At 55.5% G+C, this 20,153-nt stretch carries 20 protein-coding genes; 10 read left to right on the top strand and 10 right to left on the bottom strand.

Annotated features, from left to right (window positions below):
- On the bottom strand, positions 1–653 hold a 653-nt coding region (locus tag ACEQU8_RS10585), incomplete at its 3' end, for a GTP-binding protein (RefSeq protein ID WP_370263457.1).
- Between the two features lie 273 nt (positions 654–926).
- Here ACEQU8_RS10585 and ACEQU8_RS10580 point away from each other — a divergent pair.
- The 3 genes from ACEQU8_RS10580 (at position 927) to ACEQU8_RS10570 (ending at position 4,917) form a co-directional block, all read left to right on the top strand.
- Positions 927–1,910, top strand: coding sequence for a TAXI family TRAP transporter solute-binding subunit (locus ACEQU8_RS10580; RefSeq protein WP_370263455.1), 984 nt, complete (start codon positions 927–929; stop codon positions 1,908–1,910).
- Between the two features lie 110 nt (positions 1,911–2,020).
- On the top strand, positions 2,021–4,207 hold the full coding sequence (locus ACEQU8_RS10575; protein WP_370263454.1) for a TRAP transporter permease: 2,187 nt from the start codon (positions 2,021–2,023) through the stop codon (positions 4,205–4,207).
- Positions 4,208–4,347: 140 nt separating this feature from the next.
- Positions 4,348–4,917 carry a hypothetical protein gene (locus ACEQU8_RS10570; protein WP_370263453.1) on the top strand — a complete coding sequence of 190 codons (570 nt, stop codon included), beginning with the start codon at positions 4,348–4,350 and terminating at the stop codon, positions 4,915–4,917.
- Positions 4,918–4,982: 65 nt separating this feature from the next.
- Here ACEQU8_RS10570 and ACEQU8_RS10565 read toward each other — a convergent pair whose 3' ends face one another.
- Positions 4,983–5,108 (bottom strand): hypothetical protein, encoded by a 126-nt coding sequence (locus ACEQU8_RS10565; RefSeq protein ID WP_370263452.1) that lies wholly within the window; start codon positions 5,106–5,108, stop codon positions 4,983–4,985.
- Between the two features lie 110 nt (positions 5,109–5,218).
- On the opposite strand from ACEQU8_RS10565, the gene ACEQU8_RS10560 reads away from it, so the two are divergent.
- Positions 5,219–5,701 carry a hypothetical protein gene (locus tag ACEQU8_RS10560; RefSeq protein WP_370263450.1) on the top strand — a complete coding sequence of 161 codons (483 nt, stop codon included), beginning with the start codon at positions 5,219–5,221 and terminating at the stop codon, positions 5,699–5,701.
- Between the two features lie 37 nt (positions 5,702–5,738).
- On the top strand, positions 5,739–6,653 hold the full coding sequence (locus ACEQU8_RS10555) for an esterase/lipase family protein (protein WP_370263449.1): 915 nt from the start codon (positions 5,739–5,741) through the stop codon (positions 6,651–6,653).
- Here the strand turns inward: ACEQU8_RS10555 and ACEQU8_RS10550 are convergent.
- Complete coding sequence (locus ACEQU8_RS10550; RefSeq protein WP_370263447.1) at positions 6,626–8,404, bottom strand: long-chain-acyl-CoA synthetase; 1,779 nt, start codon at positions 8,402–8,404, stop codon at positions 6,626–6,628. The genes ACEQU8_RS10555 and ACEQU8_RS10550 overlap by 28 nt on opposite strands.
- A gap of 96 nt (positions 8,405–8,500) precedes the next feature.
- Here ACEQU8_RS10550 and ACEQU8_RS10545 point away from each other — a divergent pair, with 96 nt between their 5' ends.
- The gene (locus ACEQU8_RS10545) at positions 8,501–9,031 is read left to right on the top strand and encodes an RT0821/Lpp0805 family surface protein (protein ID WP_370263446.1); all 531 of its coding nucleotides are present in this window, start codon (positions 8,501–8,503) and stop codon (positions 9,029–9,031) included.
- Here the strand turns inward: ACEQU8_RS10545 and ACEQU8_RS10540 are convergent.
- The 6 genes from ACEQU8_RS10540 to cysS all read right to left on the bottom strand — a co-directional run bounded on the left by ACEQU8_RS10540 (position 9,022) and on the right by cysS (position 15,655).
- Positions 9,022–10,707, bottom strand: a complete 1,686-nt coding sequence (locus ACEQU8_RS10540) for an ATP-binding domain-containing protein (RefSeq protein WP_370263444.1) — start codon at positions 10,705–10,707, stop codon at positions 9,022–9,024. The genes ACEQU8_RS10545 and ACEQU8_RS10540 overlap by 10 nt on opposite strands.
- 5 nt (positions 10,708–10,712) lie before the next feature.
- Positions 10,713–11,639: a 3'-5' exonuclease gene (locus ACEQU8_RS10535; RefSeq protein ID WP_370263443.1), complete on the bottom strand. Its 927-nt coding sequence runs from the start codon at positions 11,637–11,639 to the stop codon at positions 10,713–10,715.
- Positions 11,636–12,568 carry a tRNA lysidine(34) synthetase TilS gene (tilS, locus tag ACEQU8_RS10530; protein WP_370263442.1) on the bottom strand — a complete coding sequence of 311 codons (933 nt, stop codon included), beginning with the start codon at positions 12,566–12,568 and terminating at the stop codon, positions 11,636–11,638. Before tilS ends, ACEQU8_RS10535 begins: the two co-directional genes overlap by 4 nt.
- A gap of 79 nt (positions 12,569–12,647) precedes the next feature.
- Entirely contained in the window at positions 12,648–13,610 is a 963-nt protein-coding gene (locus ACEQU8_RS10525) for an acetyl-CoA carboxylase carboxyltransferase subunit alpha (RefSeq protein ID WP_370263441.1), read from the bottom strand.
- Positions 13,611–13,619: 9 nt separating this feature from the next.
- Entirely contained in the window at positions 13,620–14,267 is a 648-nt protein-coding gene (locus tag ACEQU8_RS10520; protein WP_370263439.1) for a DNA-3-methyladenine glycosylase, read from the bottom strand.
- Positions 14,252–15,655 carry a cysteine--tRNA ligase gene (gene cysS, locus ACEQU8_RS10515; RefSeq protein ID WP_370263438.1) on the bottom strand — a complete coding sequence of 468 codons (1,404 nt, stop codon included), beginning with the start codon at positions 15,653–15,655 and terminating at the stop codon, positions 14,252–14,254. Before cysS ends, ACEQU8_RS10520 begins: the two co-directional genes overlap by 16 nt.
- A 198-nt stretch (positions 15,656–15,853) precedes the next feature.
- Here cysS and ACEQU8_RS10510 point away from each other — a divergent pair, with 198 nt between their 5' ends.
- The 4 genes from ACEQU8_RS10510 to ACEQU8_RS10495 all read left to right on the top strand — a co-directional run bounded on the left by ACEQU8_RS10510 (position 15,854) and on the right by ACEQU8_RS10495 (position 19,713).
- Positions 15,854–16,960 (top strand): tetratricopeptide repeat protein, encoded by a 1,107-nt coding sequence (locus ACEQU8_RS10510; protein ID WP_370263437.1) that lies wholly within the window; start codon positions 15,854–15,856, stop codon positions 16,958–16,960.
- 36 nt (positions 16,961–16,996) lie between these two features.
- Positions 16,997–18,259, top strand: coding sequence for a murein L,D-transpeptidase family protein (locus tag ACEQU8_RS10505; RefSeq protein WP_370263436.1), 1,263 nt, complete (start codon positions 16,997–16,999; stop codon positions 18,257–18,259).
- 125 nt (positions 18,260–18,384) lie between these two features.
- A complete protein-coding gene (locus ACEQU8_RS10500) occupies positions 18,385–18,876 on the top strand; it encodes a peptidylprolyl isomerase (RefSeq protein WP_370263434.1) in 492 nt (163 codons plus the stop codon).
- A 9-nt stretch (positions 18,877–18,885) separates the two neighbouring features.
- Positions 18,886–19,713, top strand: a complete 828-nt coding sequence (locus tag ACEQU8_RS10495; protein WP_370263433.1) for a UDP-2,3-diacylglucosamine diphosphatase — start codon at positions 18,886–18,888, stop codon at positions 19,711–19,713.
- 24 nt (positions 19,714–19,737) lie between these two features.
- On the opposite strand, the gene ACEQU8_RS10490 is transcribed toward ACEQU8_RS10495, so the two are convergent.
- Positions 19,738–20,153 (bottom strand): serine O-acetyltransferase (locus ACEQU8_RS10490; protein ID WP_370263432.1); only part of this gene is annotated, 416 nt, incomplete at its 5' end.

Genomic DNA, 20,153 nt, shown 5'->3' with positions numbered 1-20,153 from the left:
CGATCTAACCGCTGGCGCAACAGTTCACGGTTATCACCCGCAATCACCTCATCGTCCTCACGCCTGCGGTCGGCACCAGGGGTAAATACACGCATGTGGTTTTTTCGGATGTCAAAAATTCCGTGGAAGCGCTTGCCCTGCCCCACAGGCCATGCAAATGGAACACAGGGTATGCCCAAGGTGCTTTCGATTTCGTCCATCAATTCCAGTGGATCGCGCACTTCCCGGTCCATTTTGTTCACAAAGGTGATGATGGGTGTGTTGCGCGCCCTGCACACCTCAATCAGGCGAAGGGTTTGCGGTTCCACACCATTGGCCGCATCAATCACCATCAAAGCGGCATCCACGGCCGTGAGCACCCGGTAAGTGTCTTCCGAAAAGTCTTGGTGGCCTGGTGTGTCGAGCAGGTTGATCACTTGGTCGCGATACTCCATCTGCATGACCGAACTGGCCACCGAAATGCCACGCTGCTTTTCAATTTCCATCCAGTCGGAGGTGGCGTGGCGGCTGGCTTTGCGAGCCTTCACGCTGCCCGCAATCTGAATGGCGCCTGCAAACAGCAGCAGCTTTTCAGTCAGCGTGGTTTTGCCCGCGTCGGGGTGGGAAATGATTGCAAACGTGCGACGACGTTTTACTTCGGATTCGATGGACACAGCGCAAAGGCCTTTGGGCACAAAAACCCGGCATTTTACACCCTGTGCCCAAAACCTTCACCCTCGACCACATTTCCATTCATAACCGTTCATTTAATGAACACATTATTTGAGGAAAACCCGTATGCGGACATCCCGTATTGTCTGTAAAGCTTGAATTGGTGACATTACGAGGGTGTTTTACTGCACACCTCTCATTCATTTTAAGAATGAACTTTCGGCGCAACACACCCTGTTTGCGCACGCAATGACCTAACAACATAGGGGATGACAATGAAAGCAATTCTGGCGAAGTCTGCCGTTGCACTTGGTTTGGCCGCTCTGGCCCTGGGCCCTGCCCACGCTGATAAATCCAAATGGCCCAAAAGCTTCACCGTGGGCACAGCCTCCCAAGGCGGTACCTACTATGCCTACGGCGCTGGTTGGGCCAACTTGGTGGCCGAAACCCTCGGCCTCACCGGCGGCGCTGAAGTAACCGGCGGCCCCACACAAAACCTCGCTCTGGTTCATACCGGCAAGCTGGCCTTTGGCATGACCACCATGGGCCCAGCCCGTGAAGCGCTAGATGGCAAAAGCCCGCTGGCTCCCGGCCTGAAAATGAACAAAGTGTGTGCCATGTTCCCCATGTACGAAACACCGTTCTCGGTGACCGTGCTGTCCTCCAGCGGCATCAAGTCGATCAAGGACATTCCCGCTGGCGCCAAAATTGGCTTCGGCCCCGCTGGCTCCACTTCAGACACCTATTTCCCCAAAATGCTTGAAACCCTGGGTGTCAAGTTTGAACGCCGCAACGGCGGGTGGAGCGATCTGGGTGGCCAGTTGCAAGACGGCCTGATCGATGTGGTGGCATTTGCCGCCGGTGTGCCTATTCCCGCAGTCACCCAGTTGGAAGTGCAAACCAAGATCAACATCATCGAGTTCACACCCGAAGAGCAGCAGAAGATTATCGACACCTACCCTGTGTCGGCATTCCCCATCAAGGCCAACACCTACAAAACCCTGACCAAAGACGCTCGCGCCGTGTCGATGTGGAACTACTCCATCGCCAACTGTGATTTGCCCGCCGACTTTGTGTATGAAGCCACCAAGGCCGTCTTGGACAACAACCCCAAGATGATGAACATCCACAAGGGTGCCCGCACCACCTTGGCCGAAAACTGGGACAAAAACACCTTCATCCCATTCCATCCAGGTGCAGCCAAGTACTACGAGGAAAAGGGCTACAAAATCCCTGACAACCTGAAGTACAAGCAGTAATGCACTGCCTGGCACCGCCTGTCACCGGCGGTGCTTCCCGGCGCTGGGTTACATCTGTTCCCGCCTGGCGCCGTGGCCTTTGAGACGTCTCTCACACTACGGTATCGACCATGTCCAACACCAGCAATTCTTCAAGCTCGCCCGACGAGATCATCATCGCCCAAGGCGTTGACGACGAGCCATCTGCAAGCAACCAGCGTACCTTTGCCAACAAGGCTGCACTGTTTGTCTCGTTCATATCGGCAGCGTATGCGTTTTTCCACGTGTTCACCTTGAACGTGTCCCCGGTAGAAACCTGGACCTTCCGCATCATGCACGTGGCCGGGGCGCTCATCCTGGGCTTTGTTGCCTATTCTTCTGCCAACCTTGACAAACCCGCCCGTGGCAACCCAAAGCTGATACAAGCCTTGGCGGTGCTGCTCGCACTACCCGCCCTGTATGCGCTGTTCACGGTCTATCAAATGCAGCAAATGATTGCCGCTGGCGAAATGATCTCGCCTGACATGGACGTTGACCATTATGGTTTGCCATTGGCTGTAGCCACCATCGGGAGCATCTTGGCATCGTGGTTTTTACGCACCGAGGGCAGCAAATTCAACTGGCTGGATGCCACGCTCATCTTGTGTACCTTGGCTAGCACAGCCTATTTGCTGGTGCACCTGGATGGCACAGCGCTGCGCATGCGCGCAGGCACTCCGTTTGCTGCGCCCGGCAATGCCTATGCCGCTTTTGTTGGTTTGGCCCTTATTCTTGAGCTCACCCGCCGGGTGGCCGGCAATGCACTCATTGTGATTGCCCTTATTTTTGTGGTTTATTCATTCGTTGGTCCTTACCTGCCTGGCTTCCTGCACCACAAGGGCTTTGACTTCACGCGGTTCTTTTCTTACGTTTACACCGATGCGGGCATCTTGGGCCCCACCACAGCGGTGTCATCCACCTACATCATTCTGTTCATCGTGTTTGCAGCCTTTTTGCAGGCTTCCAAGGTAGGTGACTATTTTGTGAACTTTGCCTTTGCCGCAGCAGGCCGTGCACGCGGCGGCCCTGCCAAGGTGGCTGTGTTTGCCAGCGGCTTGATGGGCATGATCAACGGCACGAGCGCAGGCAATGTGGTGGCCACGGGTTCGCTTACCATTCCGCTTATGAAGAAAGTGGGCTACAGCGGCCGCACAGCCGGTGCCGTAGAAGCTGCAGCATCCACCGGCGGTCAAATCATGCCGCCTATCATGGGGGCGGGCGCGTTTATCATGGCCGAAATCACGGGCATTCCGTATTCCGACATCGCAGTGGCGGCCATCATTCCGGCCGTGCTCTACTTCTTCTCGGTTTACCTGATGGTGGACTTTGAAGCGGCCAAATTGGGCATGCGTGGCATGCGCCAAGATGAGCTTCCGCGGTTTGCCAAGATGGTCAAGCAGGTCTACCTGTTCATCCCCATCATCATCCTGATCGGCGCCTTGTTCATGGGTTATTCAGTGATTCGCGCAGGCACCTTGGCCACAGCGGCCGCTGCAGTGGTCAGTTGGCTTTCGCCCATCAAAATGGGACCCAAGTCCATCTTCAAGGCATTCGACCTGGCCGGCGTCATGTCCATCCAGATCATCACCGTGTGTGCATGCGCTGGCATCATTGTGGGGGTTATTGCGCTCACTGGCGTGGGAGCTCGTTTCTCTTCCATCCTGTTGGAGATCGCAGAAAACTCGCAGCTGATCGCCTTGTTTTTTGCCATGTGTATTGCCATTTTGCTGGGCATGGGCATGCCCACCACGGCCGCCTACGCTGTGGCCGCCTCGGTGGTAGCGCCTGGCCTGATTGAGCTTGGCATTCAGCCTTTGGTGGCACACTTCTTTGTGTTCTACTTCGCGGTGATTTCTGCGATTACGCCCCCAGTGGCCCTGGCTTCTTATGCGGCGGCGGGCATTTCCAACGCCAACGCAATGGAAACCTCGTTCACGTCGTTCAAAATTGGGCTCACAGCCTTCATTGTTCCCTTCATGTTCTTCTACAATGCGGCCTTGCTCATGGAAGGGGAATGGAGCGTTATTCTGCGCGCATTCGTCACCGCTTGTATCGGTGTGTTCTTCCTGGCCTCGTCCATTCAGGGCTGGTTCCTGGGCGCTCAATCGAATTGGGTGGTGCGTGCCGTGTTGCTGGTGGCTGCGCTGTGCATGATCGAAGGTGGCTTGTACACCGACATCGCAGGCGCTGTGCTGGCCACCGCCGCGCTGGTGTTGAACAAGGTCTTCAAAGGCAAACCTGCGCCGCAACCCATCGCGGCCGTGCGAGGTTCTGACTAAGCGCACACCCTTGAATCTGAGGCCTCTACGCAGTTTTTTAGTGTAGAGCCTCAGTTTCAAAACCTTTCCGTGCGTAATCGAGTTCCCTATAGTGCGAAGTGTCACGAAACTTGATCACCCGCTACCCAAGGAGAATTGCGATGTACGCTTTCGAGAAAACAGCTGAGCTGCTTACCAAAACCAACTCTGAACTGAAGGCCCAACACCAGGCCGCTTCCAAGGCTCTGAACAGCCTCGTGCAAGCCCAGTTTGGTCTGTTGTCCCAAGGTCTGGGCAACGCCTTCACCGCCGCTGAAAAGCTGCCTTTGGCTGACAAGCCCATCGTTGTAAGCACTCGCACCGAAATCAAGCAAGGTTTGGAAAAGGTAGTGGGCGTGAGCCAAGCCTACACACAGAAAGGCGTTGAGCTGTTCGAAACCCAACTGCCCGTTGTAATCGACAAAGGCTTCTCTTACGCTGCGCTGGCTTTGTCCCAGGCTGAATCGCTGACAGAAAACGCCATCACCATGGGCGTGAGCGCTTTGGAACAGGCCAAAAAAAACGAAGCCCTGAAGCCCGCCATCGAGCAAGCTGAGCAAATCGCTGAGCAACTGTTCCAGAAAATTGGTGCCAAGGTTGAAGGCAAGAAAACCGCTGCCAAGAAGCCTGCCGCCAAGAAAGCAGCTCCACGTGCCAAGCGTGCTGCCGCTACCCCCAAGGCTTCTGTGTAATTTGTTGTAAGTTGATTACACCAGTGGCTGGAAAAGCCCTCGACGATGCTCGAGGGCTTTTTACTTTATAGCAGCCACAAAATGGAGGCGTAACACACCATGGCGCCCAATACGCCGACCAGCCATTCGCGCTTTGACACCAAGGTGTCCACAGACTGAGTGGCGCCCACAATATTGCTTAAGTCATCCATGGCAAACTCCCGGTGTGTTGTGTTCATTCATTAAAGTATTTTTTGTGGCCAGCGTCTTTCCCACAAAGAGGGCCACCAATTTCGACTAACCCCCACTCACCCGGCCCGCCATGATGCCCAACTATGTTGAAGTCGCTCCCTCCACCGCTTTTGCCATTGTGAACGCTGGCCTTTTTTTGGCCGTCGGTCTGCTCAGCGGCCTGTGGAAATTCGCACAAATGTGGACCAGCCCCAAAGGCGAGGCACACCCTTACCTGGACATCGCTCACCGGGCGAGCTTGATGTATGGCTTTGCCTGCATCACCCTGGCGGTGCTTTCCAAATTCAGCGTGTTTCCTTCCAACCAGAACTTTATTGCTGCTGCGCTGGCCATCGCTTTTTTTTGGTTGGCAGTGGGCAGCTACTTGCTTCAAGCCATTTTGCAGGGCCCTGCCAATCAAATGGCACAGCCACATCGAATGGGGCGCATGCCCATGCCACGGGGTGGCTTAATGGCCTTCATGCTGGCCCTGGTCGCAGCCGAACTCGGCGGGGCCTTGTTTTTGCTTTGGGGCGCTTTACAGAACCCCCTGCTTCAATTTTGGTCCAATTAAGTCGTTGGTGTTTTTTACGCAGCTGGGGCAATCAAACATGACGGTTCTACCACCTCAAGTAAACTTCATGCGCGTTCTACGCGCTGCGCTGTTGTTGGTGCCAATCGCCCTACTCAGCCTTGCAACTGGGTGTTCCACCCAGGCCATGGGTGAGCCCCACCCCGCCAAATCAAACTGGACCAGTTCATTTTTAAGCCACGTCCTTGCTGGCCAAACCGTGCCCGATGGGGTCAACAACTGGGCCTGCCGGCCCGCCCACGGCCAAGGCGTGGTGGTGCTGGTCCATGGTACATTTTCCAACACCATGTATTCCTTTGGTGCATTGGGGCCAGCATTGGCCAACACAGGCATGTGTGTGTACTCGCTGGACTACGGCGCCAGCGCCGACACATGGTTCAAAGGCTTGAATGCGGTGGATCAATCGGCCGCTGAAATTGCTGAGTTTGTGCGATCGGTCAAAGGCGCCACTGGCGTACAAAGAGTCACCTTGGTGGGGCATTCCCAGGGGGGGCTACTTGGTTTTTATTACATCAAAATGTTGGGGGGCCATTTAGATGTGGCACATTTTGTAGCGCTGGCACCCAGTGTGGGCGGCACTGTGATCTCCAAAACCCCAAACCGTGAGGCAGTGGATTATTGCACCGCCTGCGCAGACCAGCACCCGGATTCAGAGCTTCTTAAACGACTGCGCAATGGACCAATCACCGTGCCCACTGTGAAATACACCGTGGTGGCCACAAAAAACGACAAAGTGGTGCTGCCAGTCGAGTCCCAGTTTGTTCGCGAACCCGGCGTGCGAAACCTCTACATCCAAGATTTCCTGCCCAATAGCCGAGTGTCACACAGTGGCATGCTGTACAACGAGGATTCTCTTGGGTTGATCGTAGACCTGGTCAGCGCAAAACAAGCTGACCACATCCCGGCTCAAACCCGTGCGGCCAGTGGCAAATAGTCGCTTTTGTCGGGGTTGAGTGCGTATACAGGGCTGGTCAGGTCTGGGCTGGTAATTCCCTGTTTTTTCAAGGTGGCTTTTTGATGTTTGAATGTGCCTGTGGTTTCTAATTTCGGCAAAATTCGCACATACAAAGGCACCGCGTAGCTGGGCAACTCGCGGCTTAGGTGGTGCGCCAAGGCTGGCCCGTCAAACTGGCAGCCTGGCTTCAATGTGAGTGCCGCCATTCCAGCGCGACCGTCCTGCCCGGGCACCTGCACGCCATACACCACAGCATCGGCCAGCCAAGGCACACGGGCCAGCACACCCTCCACTTCCGAGGTGGACACGTTCTCGCCTTTCCAGCGAAATGTATCGCCCAAGCGGTCAACAAATTGAATATGCTGCCAGCCCTGCCTGCGCACCAAGTCGCCAGAATTAAACCAACAATCGCCTTTTTTAAACACATCGCGCAGCAGCTTTGCCTCGTTGGCCTTGGGGTCGGTGTAACCATCAAATGGGCGCAAGGGGGTCACTTCGCTGATTAACAAACCAACCTCACCACGCGCCACTTTTTTGCAACGCCCACGGGGGGTGCGAATGGGCTGCTCAGTGTCCGGGTCGCACGCCACCACCTCGAAAGGAATGGGCGAAAACCCCACCGTTTCACGAAGGCCAAATGTGTTCATAAAACCGAGGTTGGATTCGCTCGCACCATAAAACTCATAGATGTGCTCTATGCCAAAACGCTCCTCAAACTCTCTCCAAATCTCGGGCCTTAAACCATTGCCCAAGATAAGGCGTACCTCATGGTTTTGATCATCAACCCCTTTGGGCTGATTCAGCAAATACCGAAGCAGTTCGCCGATGTAGCAAAAGGCAGTGGCCTTGTGATGGCGTATGCGTTGCCAAAACCGGCTGGCGCTGAATTTCCCATCCAGTGCAAAGCATGCCCCACCCGCCAGCGTAACCCCGAGGGACACGGTAAGCGCATTGTTGTGGTACAGGGGCAAACAGCAATACAGCACATCACTGCTGCCTAGCCGCACTGCGCTGCCCAAACCGCTCATGGCCTGTAGCCAGCGGTAATGGGTCATGACCGAGGCTTTGGGCAGGCCGGTGGTGCCCGAGGTAAAAATATAAAAACAAGGTTGCTTGGCCAGCACATGGTCAGTTTGCGGCAAATCATGGGGGGCTTGATCGACCCAAGCGCTTTTGAAATCTGAATTGGGAAGGCTGCCCGAAGCTGCATCCAACACCAAACACTCCACACCATCGAGCGACCGGGGATGCTCCACCTTCAACGAGCTCAACAATGCAAGGCCCTCTTGACTGCATAGAATCACCTTGGGTTGAACCAAACCAATGCTGTGGGCCAACACACGACCCTGCTGATGAGGGTTCAACAAGGCCGCCACGCAACCCAATTTGGTACAGGCCAACACGGCCAGCAACAAAGAAGGCCGATTGTCGGCCAACAAGCCCACCACATCGTCCGCTTTCAACCCCAAACTGGCCAGGCCACGGGCCATTTGGTTGACCTGGGCATTGGCCTGTGCATATGTCCACTGGGCGTTTTCAAACCTCAAAAAGGGGCGGTCTGCATATTGACGTGCAGCATTCTGGAACTCTAACCCCAGCGAGCGCCGGGATTCTGGCCGCAACACGGCCATTTTCAATAGTTTGGGCAGTATGCGCGGTACATCGGGCAGCATGGCCAGCGCGCCAGCACCCAATTCCAGGGCCGACACGTTTTTACCTCTATAGGTCATTTTCGTAGGCACTCCAGGAAAATTTACTGTGTTTTATGACTAATAAAAAGATACACTTAAAGGGTCAACGAAATTCACATTTGCTCCGTTTTACCCATGTCTGTCGGCCACTCCGTGTTTCGCTTGCCCATGCCCAACCTGAAGAACTGCCTGCTTACCGGATTCTGCGCCCTCGGCATTGGGGCTGCAAGCCTGGCGATGCCTGCTCACGCCCGGCCCTTCATCGGTTACACCGGCAAAACCTGGGCCGATGATCACGGCGTATTGCGTGGTCAATGCAATGCATCCAACCCTGTCGACGCGTCTTCAGTGCAGCCTGGTTTACAGAACATGGCCACTGTGGAGCTAACACCTGCGTTTCTCGCTATCTTTGAAGGCAAAGCCGACTCTGCGACCAGCCATGCTCTGGATGCGCTTTGCTTTGGGCACACTCTGGAACTGGTGCCATCGGGTCAAGCGGTGCGTTGGCGCAACCCAGCCAGCGGTGCGGGGGTGTACTTGGCCCCAGGTGCTAAAACAGACACCTGCCGCACCTACCTTGGGGTTATCGTGAGTAACGGTGAAAAAAACAAATTCCGAGGCGAGGCCTGCTCTGAACAAGCCGGGCAGTGGCGCATTCAAGAGTGAGTGTGCATGGGCCCCAAGGCCTGGCCCAATCGTTGAACGACTCGGGTTTGCCCGACCAGCACCAACATCACCTTGGCACGGGTCATGGCCACAAACAGCTTGCGGTAGCTGGGCAGATCAAAGGACTCGAATTCCAACTCGGTAACCACCACGGCCTGGGCACTCTGGCCTTTGAATCGGTACACCGATTCGGCATACACCGAGCCCTCTGTAAAAAGCTGAGCGCCTTTGTCATCGTACTGCCCCGTGAAGTGCCGCAGCGAATGTGGGCCGAGTTTGTTTTTGCTCAATACGCGCGATTTTTCATGGCCCCGCAAAGTGAGCACCACGAGGTTGTCCCTGGAAAACCCCTGTTTTAGGCAAAAGGTGATGGCCTTGGCCGTGGTGGTGATTAAACCCTCTTCATCATCGTAGGTCATCAACTCGATGGGCAGACCCTCCAATGGGCAGGCAGCTTCTACCGAAGGGGCGCCTTGCTGCCCCAAATCAAATGCGCGGCTCATCAACTGCAAAGCATCGACCACACGCCTCGGATTGCGGTAGTTCATGGGGCTGCTAAGGCTAACCCAGCCGGGTAATTCAACTGGCTGTTTGTCGTACAGGTTTTGGCTGGGGTCTTCGAGCCAAAGCCAACGGGTTTTGGGGTGGGCACAGCGAGTGAGCACCTCCAGCCAGGCTGGTTCAAAATCCTGGCCCTCGTCCACCACGATCAAATCAAACACCCAGCGTCGGTCCTCTGGCAAGGCCATCACTCGGGCAGGCAGGGCTTGAAACACACCGGGTTGAGAGTAATCTGGCTCCTGGCCGGCATCGCGAAGCATGCGATCGCACAGGGCATGAAAATTAAAAGCCGATGCACCCAAGGCCTGGAGGTGCCGCAACTGCAGCGCCATGTGGGAGGCCAGTGGGCGGTTGTAGCACACATAAAGGGTGCGGCCTTTGGCTTGCGCGTTGCGCAGCACCTCGGCCAACGCAAGCTGGGATTTACCACTGCCTGCAGTGCCAACCACCCTTAGACGAAAAGGCTCAAAATGCAAACGTTGCACCCACTCGTTCAAACCCAACCCCAAGCGGGTCACCAAAGACTCCGCAGCCTGGGTGAGTGCCCCCACCTCGGGCACCAGCTTGAGCTGATTGCTTAAAAATGCATGCACTCGACTGGGCGAATGGATTGGGTTGGGCAAGGCTTGGCCAATTGAGTCAATCACCTCGGCCAATTTGTCTTTGCGCCTGGCATCAACGATTCGCTCGGCCTGTAACACCAGTCCATTCAGCGCTGGCACCGTGAAGTCGGGGCAGAACAATAGGCTTTCAACGTGCAGGGTTCCGCCGTGCTGCGCTTCAAAACGATGGCTAAGCAACTCGGCCTGTTCGGCCATGGCGTTGGCGAGGTCTTGCTGTTCATTGCCCAACTGCTTCAAGAGCCTGCCTTCATCCAGCTTAAGCAGGCCGGTTTTCATCACAATGGCCACCACCAGGCCATTCGGGCAAAGCACCAAAAACTGAAATCGCCCCAAAACGGTCAAACCATGCTCAATGCGCGACCAGTGCAGGCCGTGGTAAACAGTGTGATTGTCGTCCAACCCCAGTTGAAGGCTTTTTAGCACATCGCGCTCGCGGGCTGCCGCCCCATCAAGCAAGGGGCCCTCGTAGTCACTGGGGTAGATGCGAGCCACTGCGCTTAGACCTCTTTGAACTGCTGGCGGACGGCCCCACCCGAGTAGCGTTCGGCACCGGCTTGGATTCGGAAGCCCAACATGATTTTGTTGGTGGTGCAATACACCTGCTCACGCAACCATTCGATGATTTCTTTGCCCTCTGCAAAACCAACCGCCTCAATTTCCCAGACCCGATCTTCCGCATTCCAGCGAAACCCCTTGGCTTTCAGGAAGTCCTTTTTATTAAAAGGGGCCTTGAGCGCGGCGATTTGATAGATGGATTCGTTCGCACTCTCGAACAACACTTGCATGGGCAGGCGGTGAGAGCTTTTTAAAGGGGCTGCCAGCACATGCGCCAGGGCATTGCAATCTTCCACAGCCCGGTGAGCACCGTGAAAATAGCCACAATCGGCCAGCAAAAACTCAAGCTTCCTGCCTGAATATCCCTCTTGGGCCCAAGGAATTTCTTTGAATGTACAAGCCCACACAGTGCCTTCCAGCCAGGGAAAACGGCGCAATAAAAATGGCTTATCGAAAGCCGCGTTGTGCGCAATGAACAACTGGGCCTGTTCACAAAGCACCTGGAAAGCCGCCTCATCGAAGGTCAGGCCTTGCACCATGTCGTTGGTGATGCCGTGAATGGCGGTGTTTTCAGGGCTGATGGGCTTTTTGGGTTGCTCCAGACCACCAAAACTGCCGAGTTGGGCACCAATCGCGCCGGTGTCGCGATCCACTTCCAACAAAATGGCGCCCACTTCAATCAGCTCGCTGGTTTCGAAGTCCAGGCCCGTGGTTTCTGTGTCCAGCACCAGCACCCGCACCCGTTGCTGAACTTCGCCACCAAAGTGGTCGCGCTGAGCAATGCGACGCAGTACTTTGAACTGCCCGGTGGCTTCAAGCCATTGAGCAATTTGTTCGGGATCAATCTGATTCAAATCTGGCAGCGTCAAAACCTCTCCTTGTTGACGTTAAAACTTGCTCGGTGCTTGCTCACACGCACCCACCAGTGACCACACACCTGCCTGCGCCCACCTTGAGGCAAATTCAATTGCCGCTGAAGTTCTAGCAACTGTGGTTTGCTGCAGCGCCCGCCTTGTTGTTGCAGCCAGGCTTTTAATACCTCGGCCTGCAGGGGGGGAGCCAGGCCGCGCCAAGCCAATAGATCAAGCTGATGTGAAACCGGGCTTACACCCTGCATGGCCTGAGCGACGTGTTCATCCACGCCCAAGTAGTGTGCCTGAAAAAACTCACTCAAATTCAGTAAACCAGCACGGGCTTGGGGAAAGTGCTGCTGCAGCGATGGCAACAACTCGTGTCGCACCCAATTGCGTCGAATGTCAGTGTTGTTGTTACTGGGGTCTTCTATGTGGGGCAAATGGTGCTGGCTTGCATAGTGCTCCAAGGCTTGACGACCAAGACCAAGCAAAGGCCTGCCAATCTTTAGATCATCGTAAGTTGTGGATGCTGTCGCTCCAACCGGCCAGCCACCGATGGTCGCCATGCCGGCCATGCCGCGCAGACCCTGACCACGCAGAAGCTGAATCAACACGGTCTCCAGCTGATCGTCCTGGTGATGTGCGCACAGCAGCAAGGCGAAGTTTTTGCGCTGCATCCAGCGACCCATGGCTTGGTAACGGGCATTGCGTGCCTGGGCCTCCATGCTCGCTTTATTAAGGTTCACCGTCACATCGAGCACATCAAGCGGAACCCCCAAGCTCTCGCAAAATTGCCTGCAGTGGTGTGGCCAGTCTTGGGCGGCAGCCTGAAGATGATGATTCACATGAAGGGCCTGCACCGCCACCCCGGCCTTGACCAAGGCATGCAAAAGAACGGTGGAGTCCAGACCGCCAGAAAAAGCGAGCACCCACGGTTGGGGCATTGGTGAGGCCTTGCCAACAAACGACGCAATCGCCTCTAGAACACCGGAAGAAGGGTCACCGGCCCGCACCTGCCCCCCTTTAACGCGACACTTTGAAGTGCCCGTAACTCATCAATCGGTCGTGCCGCGCGTCCAGCAAGGTTTTGGGTTTGTAGGTGGTCAGCATGTTCAGTGCAGCCTTGATGGACACCTTCAGGTTCTGCGCCGTTTGCTTGTGGTCCCGATGCGCGCCCCCAAAGCTCTCTTTTACAATTTCTTGTACCAGACCAAGGTCTCGCAGCCGTTTGGCCGTGATGCCCAAGGCTTCCGCTGCGTCGGCGGCCCGCTCGGCGCTACGCCACAAGATGGAGGCACAGCCTTCGGGTGAGATCACCGAATACGTGGCGTATTCCAGCATGATCACATGATCGGCCACTGCCAGGGCCAAGGCACCGCCAGAGCCACCCTCGCCGATGATTGCACTCACAATGGGCACTTCAATTTGGGCCATTTCGATGAGGTTTCTGCCAATCGCCTCCGACTGGCCACGCTCTTCCGCATCAATGCCGGGGTAAGCGCCCGGAGTGTCAACCAAGGTCACGATCGGCATGCCAAACTTCTCAGCGGTTTTCATCAGACGCAATGCCTTGCGGTAACCCTCGGGGCGAGACATGCCGAAGTTCCGGCGTGTGCGCTCTTTCACATCACGGCCTTTTTGATGGCCAATCACCATCACGGCCTCGCCATCCAACCGAGCCAGGCCACCCACGATGGATGGATCGTCAGCAAAATGACGATCCCCATGCAGTTCGTGGAAGTCGGTGAAGGCGTGTTCGATGTAGTCCAGTGTGTAGGGGCGCTGCGGGTGGCGAGCAACCTGTGACACCTGCCAAGGCGTGAGCTTGGCATAGAGTTCTTTGGTCAAGCCTTCGCTTTTGGCCTCCAGACGGCGAATTTCTTCAGAAATATCAACCGCTGAGCCGTCTTGCACCAATCGCAACTCTTCAATCTTGTTCTTGAGCTCGGCGATGGGGGCTTCAAAATCCAGAAATGTTTGCTTCATGAGGTTCTCTTAATAATCCACCACGGCGGGGTCCAGGCTGCGCCATAAATACCACGCTGCCACGGTCCTCCATGGTTTTAATTTTTCCCCGAATTGTAGTGCTTCTTTGGGTCCGATGGGCTGCCCATCGAAAAATTGCATGGAGATGCCACGTTGCACCCCAATGTCATCCACCGGCCAAACATCTGGCCTGCGCAAACCAAACATTAAAAACATTTGGGCGGTCCACGGTCCGATACCCTTCACCCGGCACAGGTGGTGTATGCAGGCAGAATCATCCAAGGCCGCCAGACGACTCAAGCTTAACTCACCCGCCTGATCGAACTCGCTCAAAGCCTTGGCATACAACACTTTTTGGCGAGAAAGGCCGGTTGCTCGCAGCGCTTCCTCGGACAGGCCCAGGATTGTTGCGCTGCTGACAGAGCCGCCCATGGTGAGCAACACCCTGCCCCACACCGCCTCAGCGGCCTTGACCGAAATTTGCTGGCCCACCAAGGACCTTAACAAGGTTTCAAAAGGCGCCCCCCGCGAGCGCAATGCGCGCTCGGGGTATGTGGCGATGAGCCGAGCCCAGGTTGGGTGAAGCGCGGAAAGCGCTTGGCAGGCCTCTTGCCAATACGGCGGGGCTTGCGGGTCGCGATTCAGGCGCGCCGCCATTCCGTGGCACCACCCCGCTTGTCTTCGAGCACAACGCCCTGCTCCAGCAACTGCTTGCGAATGGCATCGGCTTTGGCAAAATCCCGGTCAGCCTTGGCCTGGGCGCGGGCGGCAATCATGGTTTCAATGTCCGCCTCGCTCAACCCTTCTTGCTGACCCACCGTGGCTTTACCGAACACGCTGGCGCTGCGGCCCAACAGGCCGAGCACGCCACCCAACGCTTTTAGGCGAGCGGCCAGCTTAGCGTCTTGGCTGCGATTGATCTCGTTGGCCATTTCAAACAACACAGCCACCGCCACTGGGGTATTCATGTCATCGTTCATGGCTTGGGCAAAACGGGATTCGTAATCCAGTTCCCAATTGATGGCGTCCACCGCCACCGCCTCGCCCACGGCATTGTACAAACGGCCCAAGGCGGCTTTGGCGTCCTGCAAATGGGCTTCAGAGTAGGTGAGAGGGCTGCGGTATTGGGCGCGAAGAATGAAAAAACGGACCACCTCCGCATCGTAGGCAGCCAAAATATCGCGAATGGTGAAGAAGTTGTTCAGGGACTTCGACATTTTTTCGGACTGGCCATTGGTCTCTACCCGAACAAAACCGTTGTGCATCCAGACCTGGGCAAAGCCCTCGCCAGTGGCGCCCACGCTCTGAGCGATTTCGTTTTCGTGGTGGGGAAATTGCAAATCGGCACCACCCCCATGAATATCAAAGGTATTGCCCAACAACTCGCAGCTCATGGCCGAGCATTCAATGTGCCAACCGGGGCGGCCCTCGCCAAATGGTGATGCCCACTTGGCATCGGCAGGCTCTTCGGGCTTGGCACTCTTCCACAACACAAAGTCCAAGGGGTCTTGCTTGCTGCCAGAGACCCCCACCCGCTCACCGGCACGCAATTCGTCCAGACTTTTGCCCGACAAACGACCATACTCGGGAAATGCCCGAACCGAAAAATTCACATCACCTGATTCGTCCCTGTAAGCCAAGCGCTTGTCCATCAGGGTTTGAATCATGCCCTGCATTTGGGCCACATACTCGGTGGCGCGGGGTTCATGGTCGGGGCGCTCAATGCCCAAGGCATCCGCATCTTCGTGCATGGCGGCAATAAAGCGATCGGTGAGGCTTCGGATGCTTTCCCCGTTTTCCAGTGCACGGCGAATGATTTTGTCGTCGATGTCGGTGATGTTGCGCACATAAGTGACAGGGAAGCCGCTGGCCCGCAGCCAACGCTTGAGCAGGTCAAACACCACCATCACACGAGCATGGCCAAGGTGACAGTAGTCGTATACCGTCATGCCGCACACATACATGCGAACATTCTCGGGGTTGATGGGCGAAAAAGCCTGCTTTTTCCTTAGAATTGAGTTGTAAAGTTGGAGAGACGATTTCATGAGGCGTTTGAAACAGGCAGAGTTGCCTTTCAAGGGCTTTGCGACCCAGCGCGACCGATTGGCAAAGCCCGATGTAGGGAGATTTCCAATCAACCCGGCGTGGGGCTTGTTACAATAGCGCTCGAGTATATCATCTACCAAGTTTCAGATTTACCCACCAATCCGACGAACCGGGGTTACCCGCAAAGGCACCATCGAATGCAGGCGAACAAAACCAAGCACAGCAGTTTCTTTTCCAGAGGCAAAACGGCACTTTTGTGCGCCCTGTTGGGCCTGGCCGTTGCCGGTGCAGCACCCAGCATGGCCAATGAAGCCGATGAGGTCAGCCGTTTGATTCAGCAGGGCCAGTTCGATCAAGCCCTTGCCCGTGCAGACGCATTTTTGGCCAACCGCCCCAACGATGCGCAAATGCGTTTCTTGAAAGGTCTTATCCTCACCGAGCGCAACAAAATCGGCGAGGCCATCACAGTATTTACCAAACTCACAGAAGACTACCCAGAGCTACCAGAGCCCTACAACAATCTGGCGGTGCTGTATGCAGGCCGTGGCGAATATGAAAAAGCCCGCGAATCACTCGAAATGGCTATTCGCACCCACCCAAGCTATGCAACCGCCCACGAAAACCTGGGCGATGTGTACGCCAAGTTGGCAAGCCAATCGTACGACAAAGCCCTTCAACTCGATGCACGCAATTCCACGGCACAAACCAAGTTGTCGATGGTTCGCAACTTGATTGGCGGCCAAGCGTCCACGCAAGTGGCCGCAGCTCAGCCCGCTTCCAAACCTGCGTCCAAGCCTGTAGAGACCAAACCAGCCGCACCCGAGCCCAAACCGCCTGTGGTCGCTGAAGCACCTGCTGTGGCGGTGGCTGCAGCCCCAACGCCGCCCGTGCCGGCCACCCCAGCGGCTACGCCTTCTGCACCGGCCAGCAAACCTGCGCCAGCCGCCAAGCCCAACACCATTGGCATGGACAGCGCCGTGTTGGCCTCGGTCGAAAAATGGGCAAAGGCTTGGTCTGACCAAGATATGGCGGGCTACCTGGGCTCGTATAGCCAAGATTTCAATACACCAGGCAACATGAGCCGCGCCAATTGGGAAAAAATGCGCGAGCAGCGTATTGTCGGCAAAGAAACCATTCGCGTAGTCGTTGAAAACCCCCTGATTACCATCACGGGTGACACCGCAGTGGTGAAGTTTAAGCAAAGCTACTTTTCCAACCGTTTGAACAATGTGTCCAGCAAAACCCTGACCATGAAGCAAGAAGACGGCACTTGGAAAATCACCAGCGAGCAGGTGGGCGGGTAAATGCAAGGCCGAGTTGTTCATGGGGTTGGCCGCAGCTTGCTTAAGTTAGCCACCCCGTTGGTGTTTTGGGGCTTGACAGCCGCCCCATCGTTTGCCCCGCACGATCCAATGGCCGGGGTGGCCTTGGCTGCTTACAGTTACCCACAAAACAGCAGCAGTAACACGCTGGCTAGCCAGTTGTTTGAGCGGCAGAGCTACAAACCTGTCATCGACACGGCCGTCGAGAGCATTTACAACGCGCTCAGTGCAAACGACCTGAATGCTGCGCTGGAGGTGGCCAATCGATTGGTGACCGAGTTTCCAAACTTTCATTTGGGTCACATGCTGCGCGGTGACATTCTCTCGCTGAAAGCTGGTCGCCCCGTTCGGGAAATAGGCGACATTCCCGATGTGCCAAAGTCTAAACTGAATGAATTACGTGAACTTCGGGAAGAAGCGGTGGCGCGCTTTAAAGCAGTGAAAGACCGCCCTCAAAAGGACCTGCTGCCCTCGGAATTGGTGCAACTTCGGGAAGATCAAAAATTTGTCATCTTGGTGGACACCTCACGTTCGCGGCTGTTCTTGTACGAAAACAGCTTCCCTGCCCCCCGCCTGGTCACCGATTTTTACGTGTCGCAAGGCAAAATGGGGGCTGTGAAAGAGCGCGAGGGAGACAAGCGCACGCCAATTGGCGTCTACACCATCACAGAACTGCTGCCCAAAGAAAAACTGACCGATTTTTATGGTCCCATTGCCTTGCCGATTGATTACCCCAACGCTTGGGACAAGCGCTTGGGCAAAACCGGCTACGGCATTTGGTTGCACGGCATGCCCAGGCAATACGCCAGCCGCCCCCCAAAAGCCAGCGATGGCTGCGTGGTGCTGGCCAACCAGGATCTGCTGGCCCTCAAACAATTTGTGGACGTGGGTACCACGCAAGTGGTGATCAGTGAGCGCCTGGATTTTGTGCCCATTGAGGTGTGGAAAAGCCACCGCAGCGCCATTCTTCGCATGGTAAAAACCTGGGAAGAAGACCTTGAAAAGGGCTTTTCGAAAGGCATTTACCACTATGCCAGCACCGTGAAAATTGACGGCATGGACCTGATGGAATGGCAACAAGCCAAGCAGGTCAACAGCAAATCTTTTGGCGATATCCGGATTGAAGACCTGTCCGTGATGCGTTACCCCAGCGACAAAGACATGATGGTCATGTCTTTTGTTCAAAAAGACAAACTTTCCGGCAAAACCCGCAAACAGCAGTATTGGATGAAAGTGGGCACCAGCTGGAAAATTGTTCAAGAAGACTCACAGCAACTTTGACAGAAGGCACAGCCGTGATCCAAAACAAACGGGTTTTTCTCAAATGGTCGATGCTGACAGCATTTACTGCTAGCATCGGGTTCTCTTCAATTCACACTGCGTTTGCAAAAACGAAAAAACGACACATGGTTAAACTTAAAACAAACTTTGGCGACATCACCATTGAGCTGAATGCTGAAAAAGCCCCCGCCACCGTGGCCAACTTTTTGGAATATGCCAAAAGTGGCTTTTACAGCAACACCATTTTTCACCGTGTAATCAATGGCTTTATGATTCAAGGCGGTGGTTTTGAGCCCGGGATGAAGCAAAAAGCCACCAAGTCACCAGTTAAAAACGAAGCGGACAATGGCCTGAAAAACGACAAATACACCATCGCCATGGCCCGCACCAACGATCCGCATTCTGCGACGGCTCAGTTCTTCATCAATACCGAGAACAACGAGTTCCTGAACTTCAAGAGCCCCACGCCACAAGGATGGGGTTACTGCGTTTTTGGCAAGGTCACCGAAGGCACCGACGTGGTCGATAAAATCGTCACCGTGCGCACCACATCCAAAGGCTTCCACCAGGATGTGCCAGCCGATGACGTGGTGATCCAAAGCGTTGAAGTGCTGTAAGCCTGAATCTTGATAGAGATCCCCGCCCAAGGGGCAGCCCACTTTGCCTCTGACCTGCATTTAAGCGAGCACACCCCGAAAACGCTGGAGGCCTTTGAACATTGGATCGCCAGCGTTGCTCAACCACAAAGCCTTGTGTTTTTGTTGGGGGATGTGTTTGAGGTGTGGTGCGGGGACGACCACGACGACGAGGTGCCTCACCGGGTGGCACGCGCCACCCGAGCAGCTCGCCAGGCAGGAGCTCGCGTGTTTTTCATGCACGGCAACCGCGATTTTTTGATTGGCGAACGCTTTGCGGGTGACGGTGACTTCGAGCTGCTCCCTGACCCAGAGTTTGTTCAAACCCAGGGCGGGATTGTTTTGATTACGCATGGCGACCAGCTTTGCACAGACGACAAGGCGTACCAGCAATTTCGCCAACTAAGCCGGGATGAAACCTGGCAAGCCGATTTTTTAGCCAAACCACGCTCGCAACGCCTGGCAATTGCACAGGGGATCCGCACCGAGAGCAAGACCCACAAATCCAACACCGCCATGGCAATCATGGATGTGAACGCGCAAGCCGTGAAACAGGCCTATGCTGGCCGGTGGCCTGATGGCTATTTTGTGGGCAAATGCCACACAATTTTGCATGGCCATACGCACCGATGCGCTGTGCACACAGCGGAAAGCCCTTTGGCAGCGCCCAAAGCCATCAGCCAAGAAGGCACCATCCGTGACGGCATGCGCATTGTGTTGCCCGATTGGAATTACGACACACCCAACCAACAAAGCGCCAAGGGCGGGTACCTCACCCTCAAGCACAGCGGCGAATTCCAGTTAACAGTGTTCCGATGAACGCAATCCGCCATTAAAAATGGCTTAATTGTCCACCAGTTTGTTGAGCGCTTTCAGGTCTTCACAATCAGACTGCTTGGGTTCTGCCGATTTTGCCTGCCCATCACCCAAGCGCCGCTCCAACTCATCGATGCGTTGTTGCTGTGCAATGGCTTGGTCAATCAAACCGTGCATGGCCTTAATCAAGGGGTCATCGCCATTTTTAGACACACCGTAGGCTGCAAATTCCTCTTTGGTTTTTGCCGCACCCGTGGGCATGTTGTCACCCGCTTCGCTTTTTACAATCATGCGAGCGGGGTTGCCAACCGCAGTGGCTCCGGCTGGCACTGCTTTGGTAACCACCGCATTGGAGCCAATTTTGGCCCCCTCACCCACCGTGAAAGGCCCTAACACTTTGGCGCCTGCGCCCACCACCACGCCTTTTTCAAGCGTGGGATGGC

The organism is Limnobacter sp. (assembly GCF_964228395.1).
Lineage (GTDB): Bacteria > Pseudomonadota > Gammaproteobacteria > Burkholderiales > Burkholderiaceae_B > Limnobacter.
Note: the sequence above shows the minus strand (reverse complement) of the source record. Positions and strands in the feature narration are given on the sequence as shown.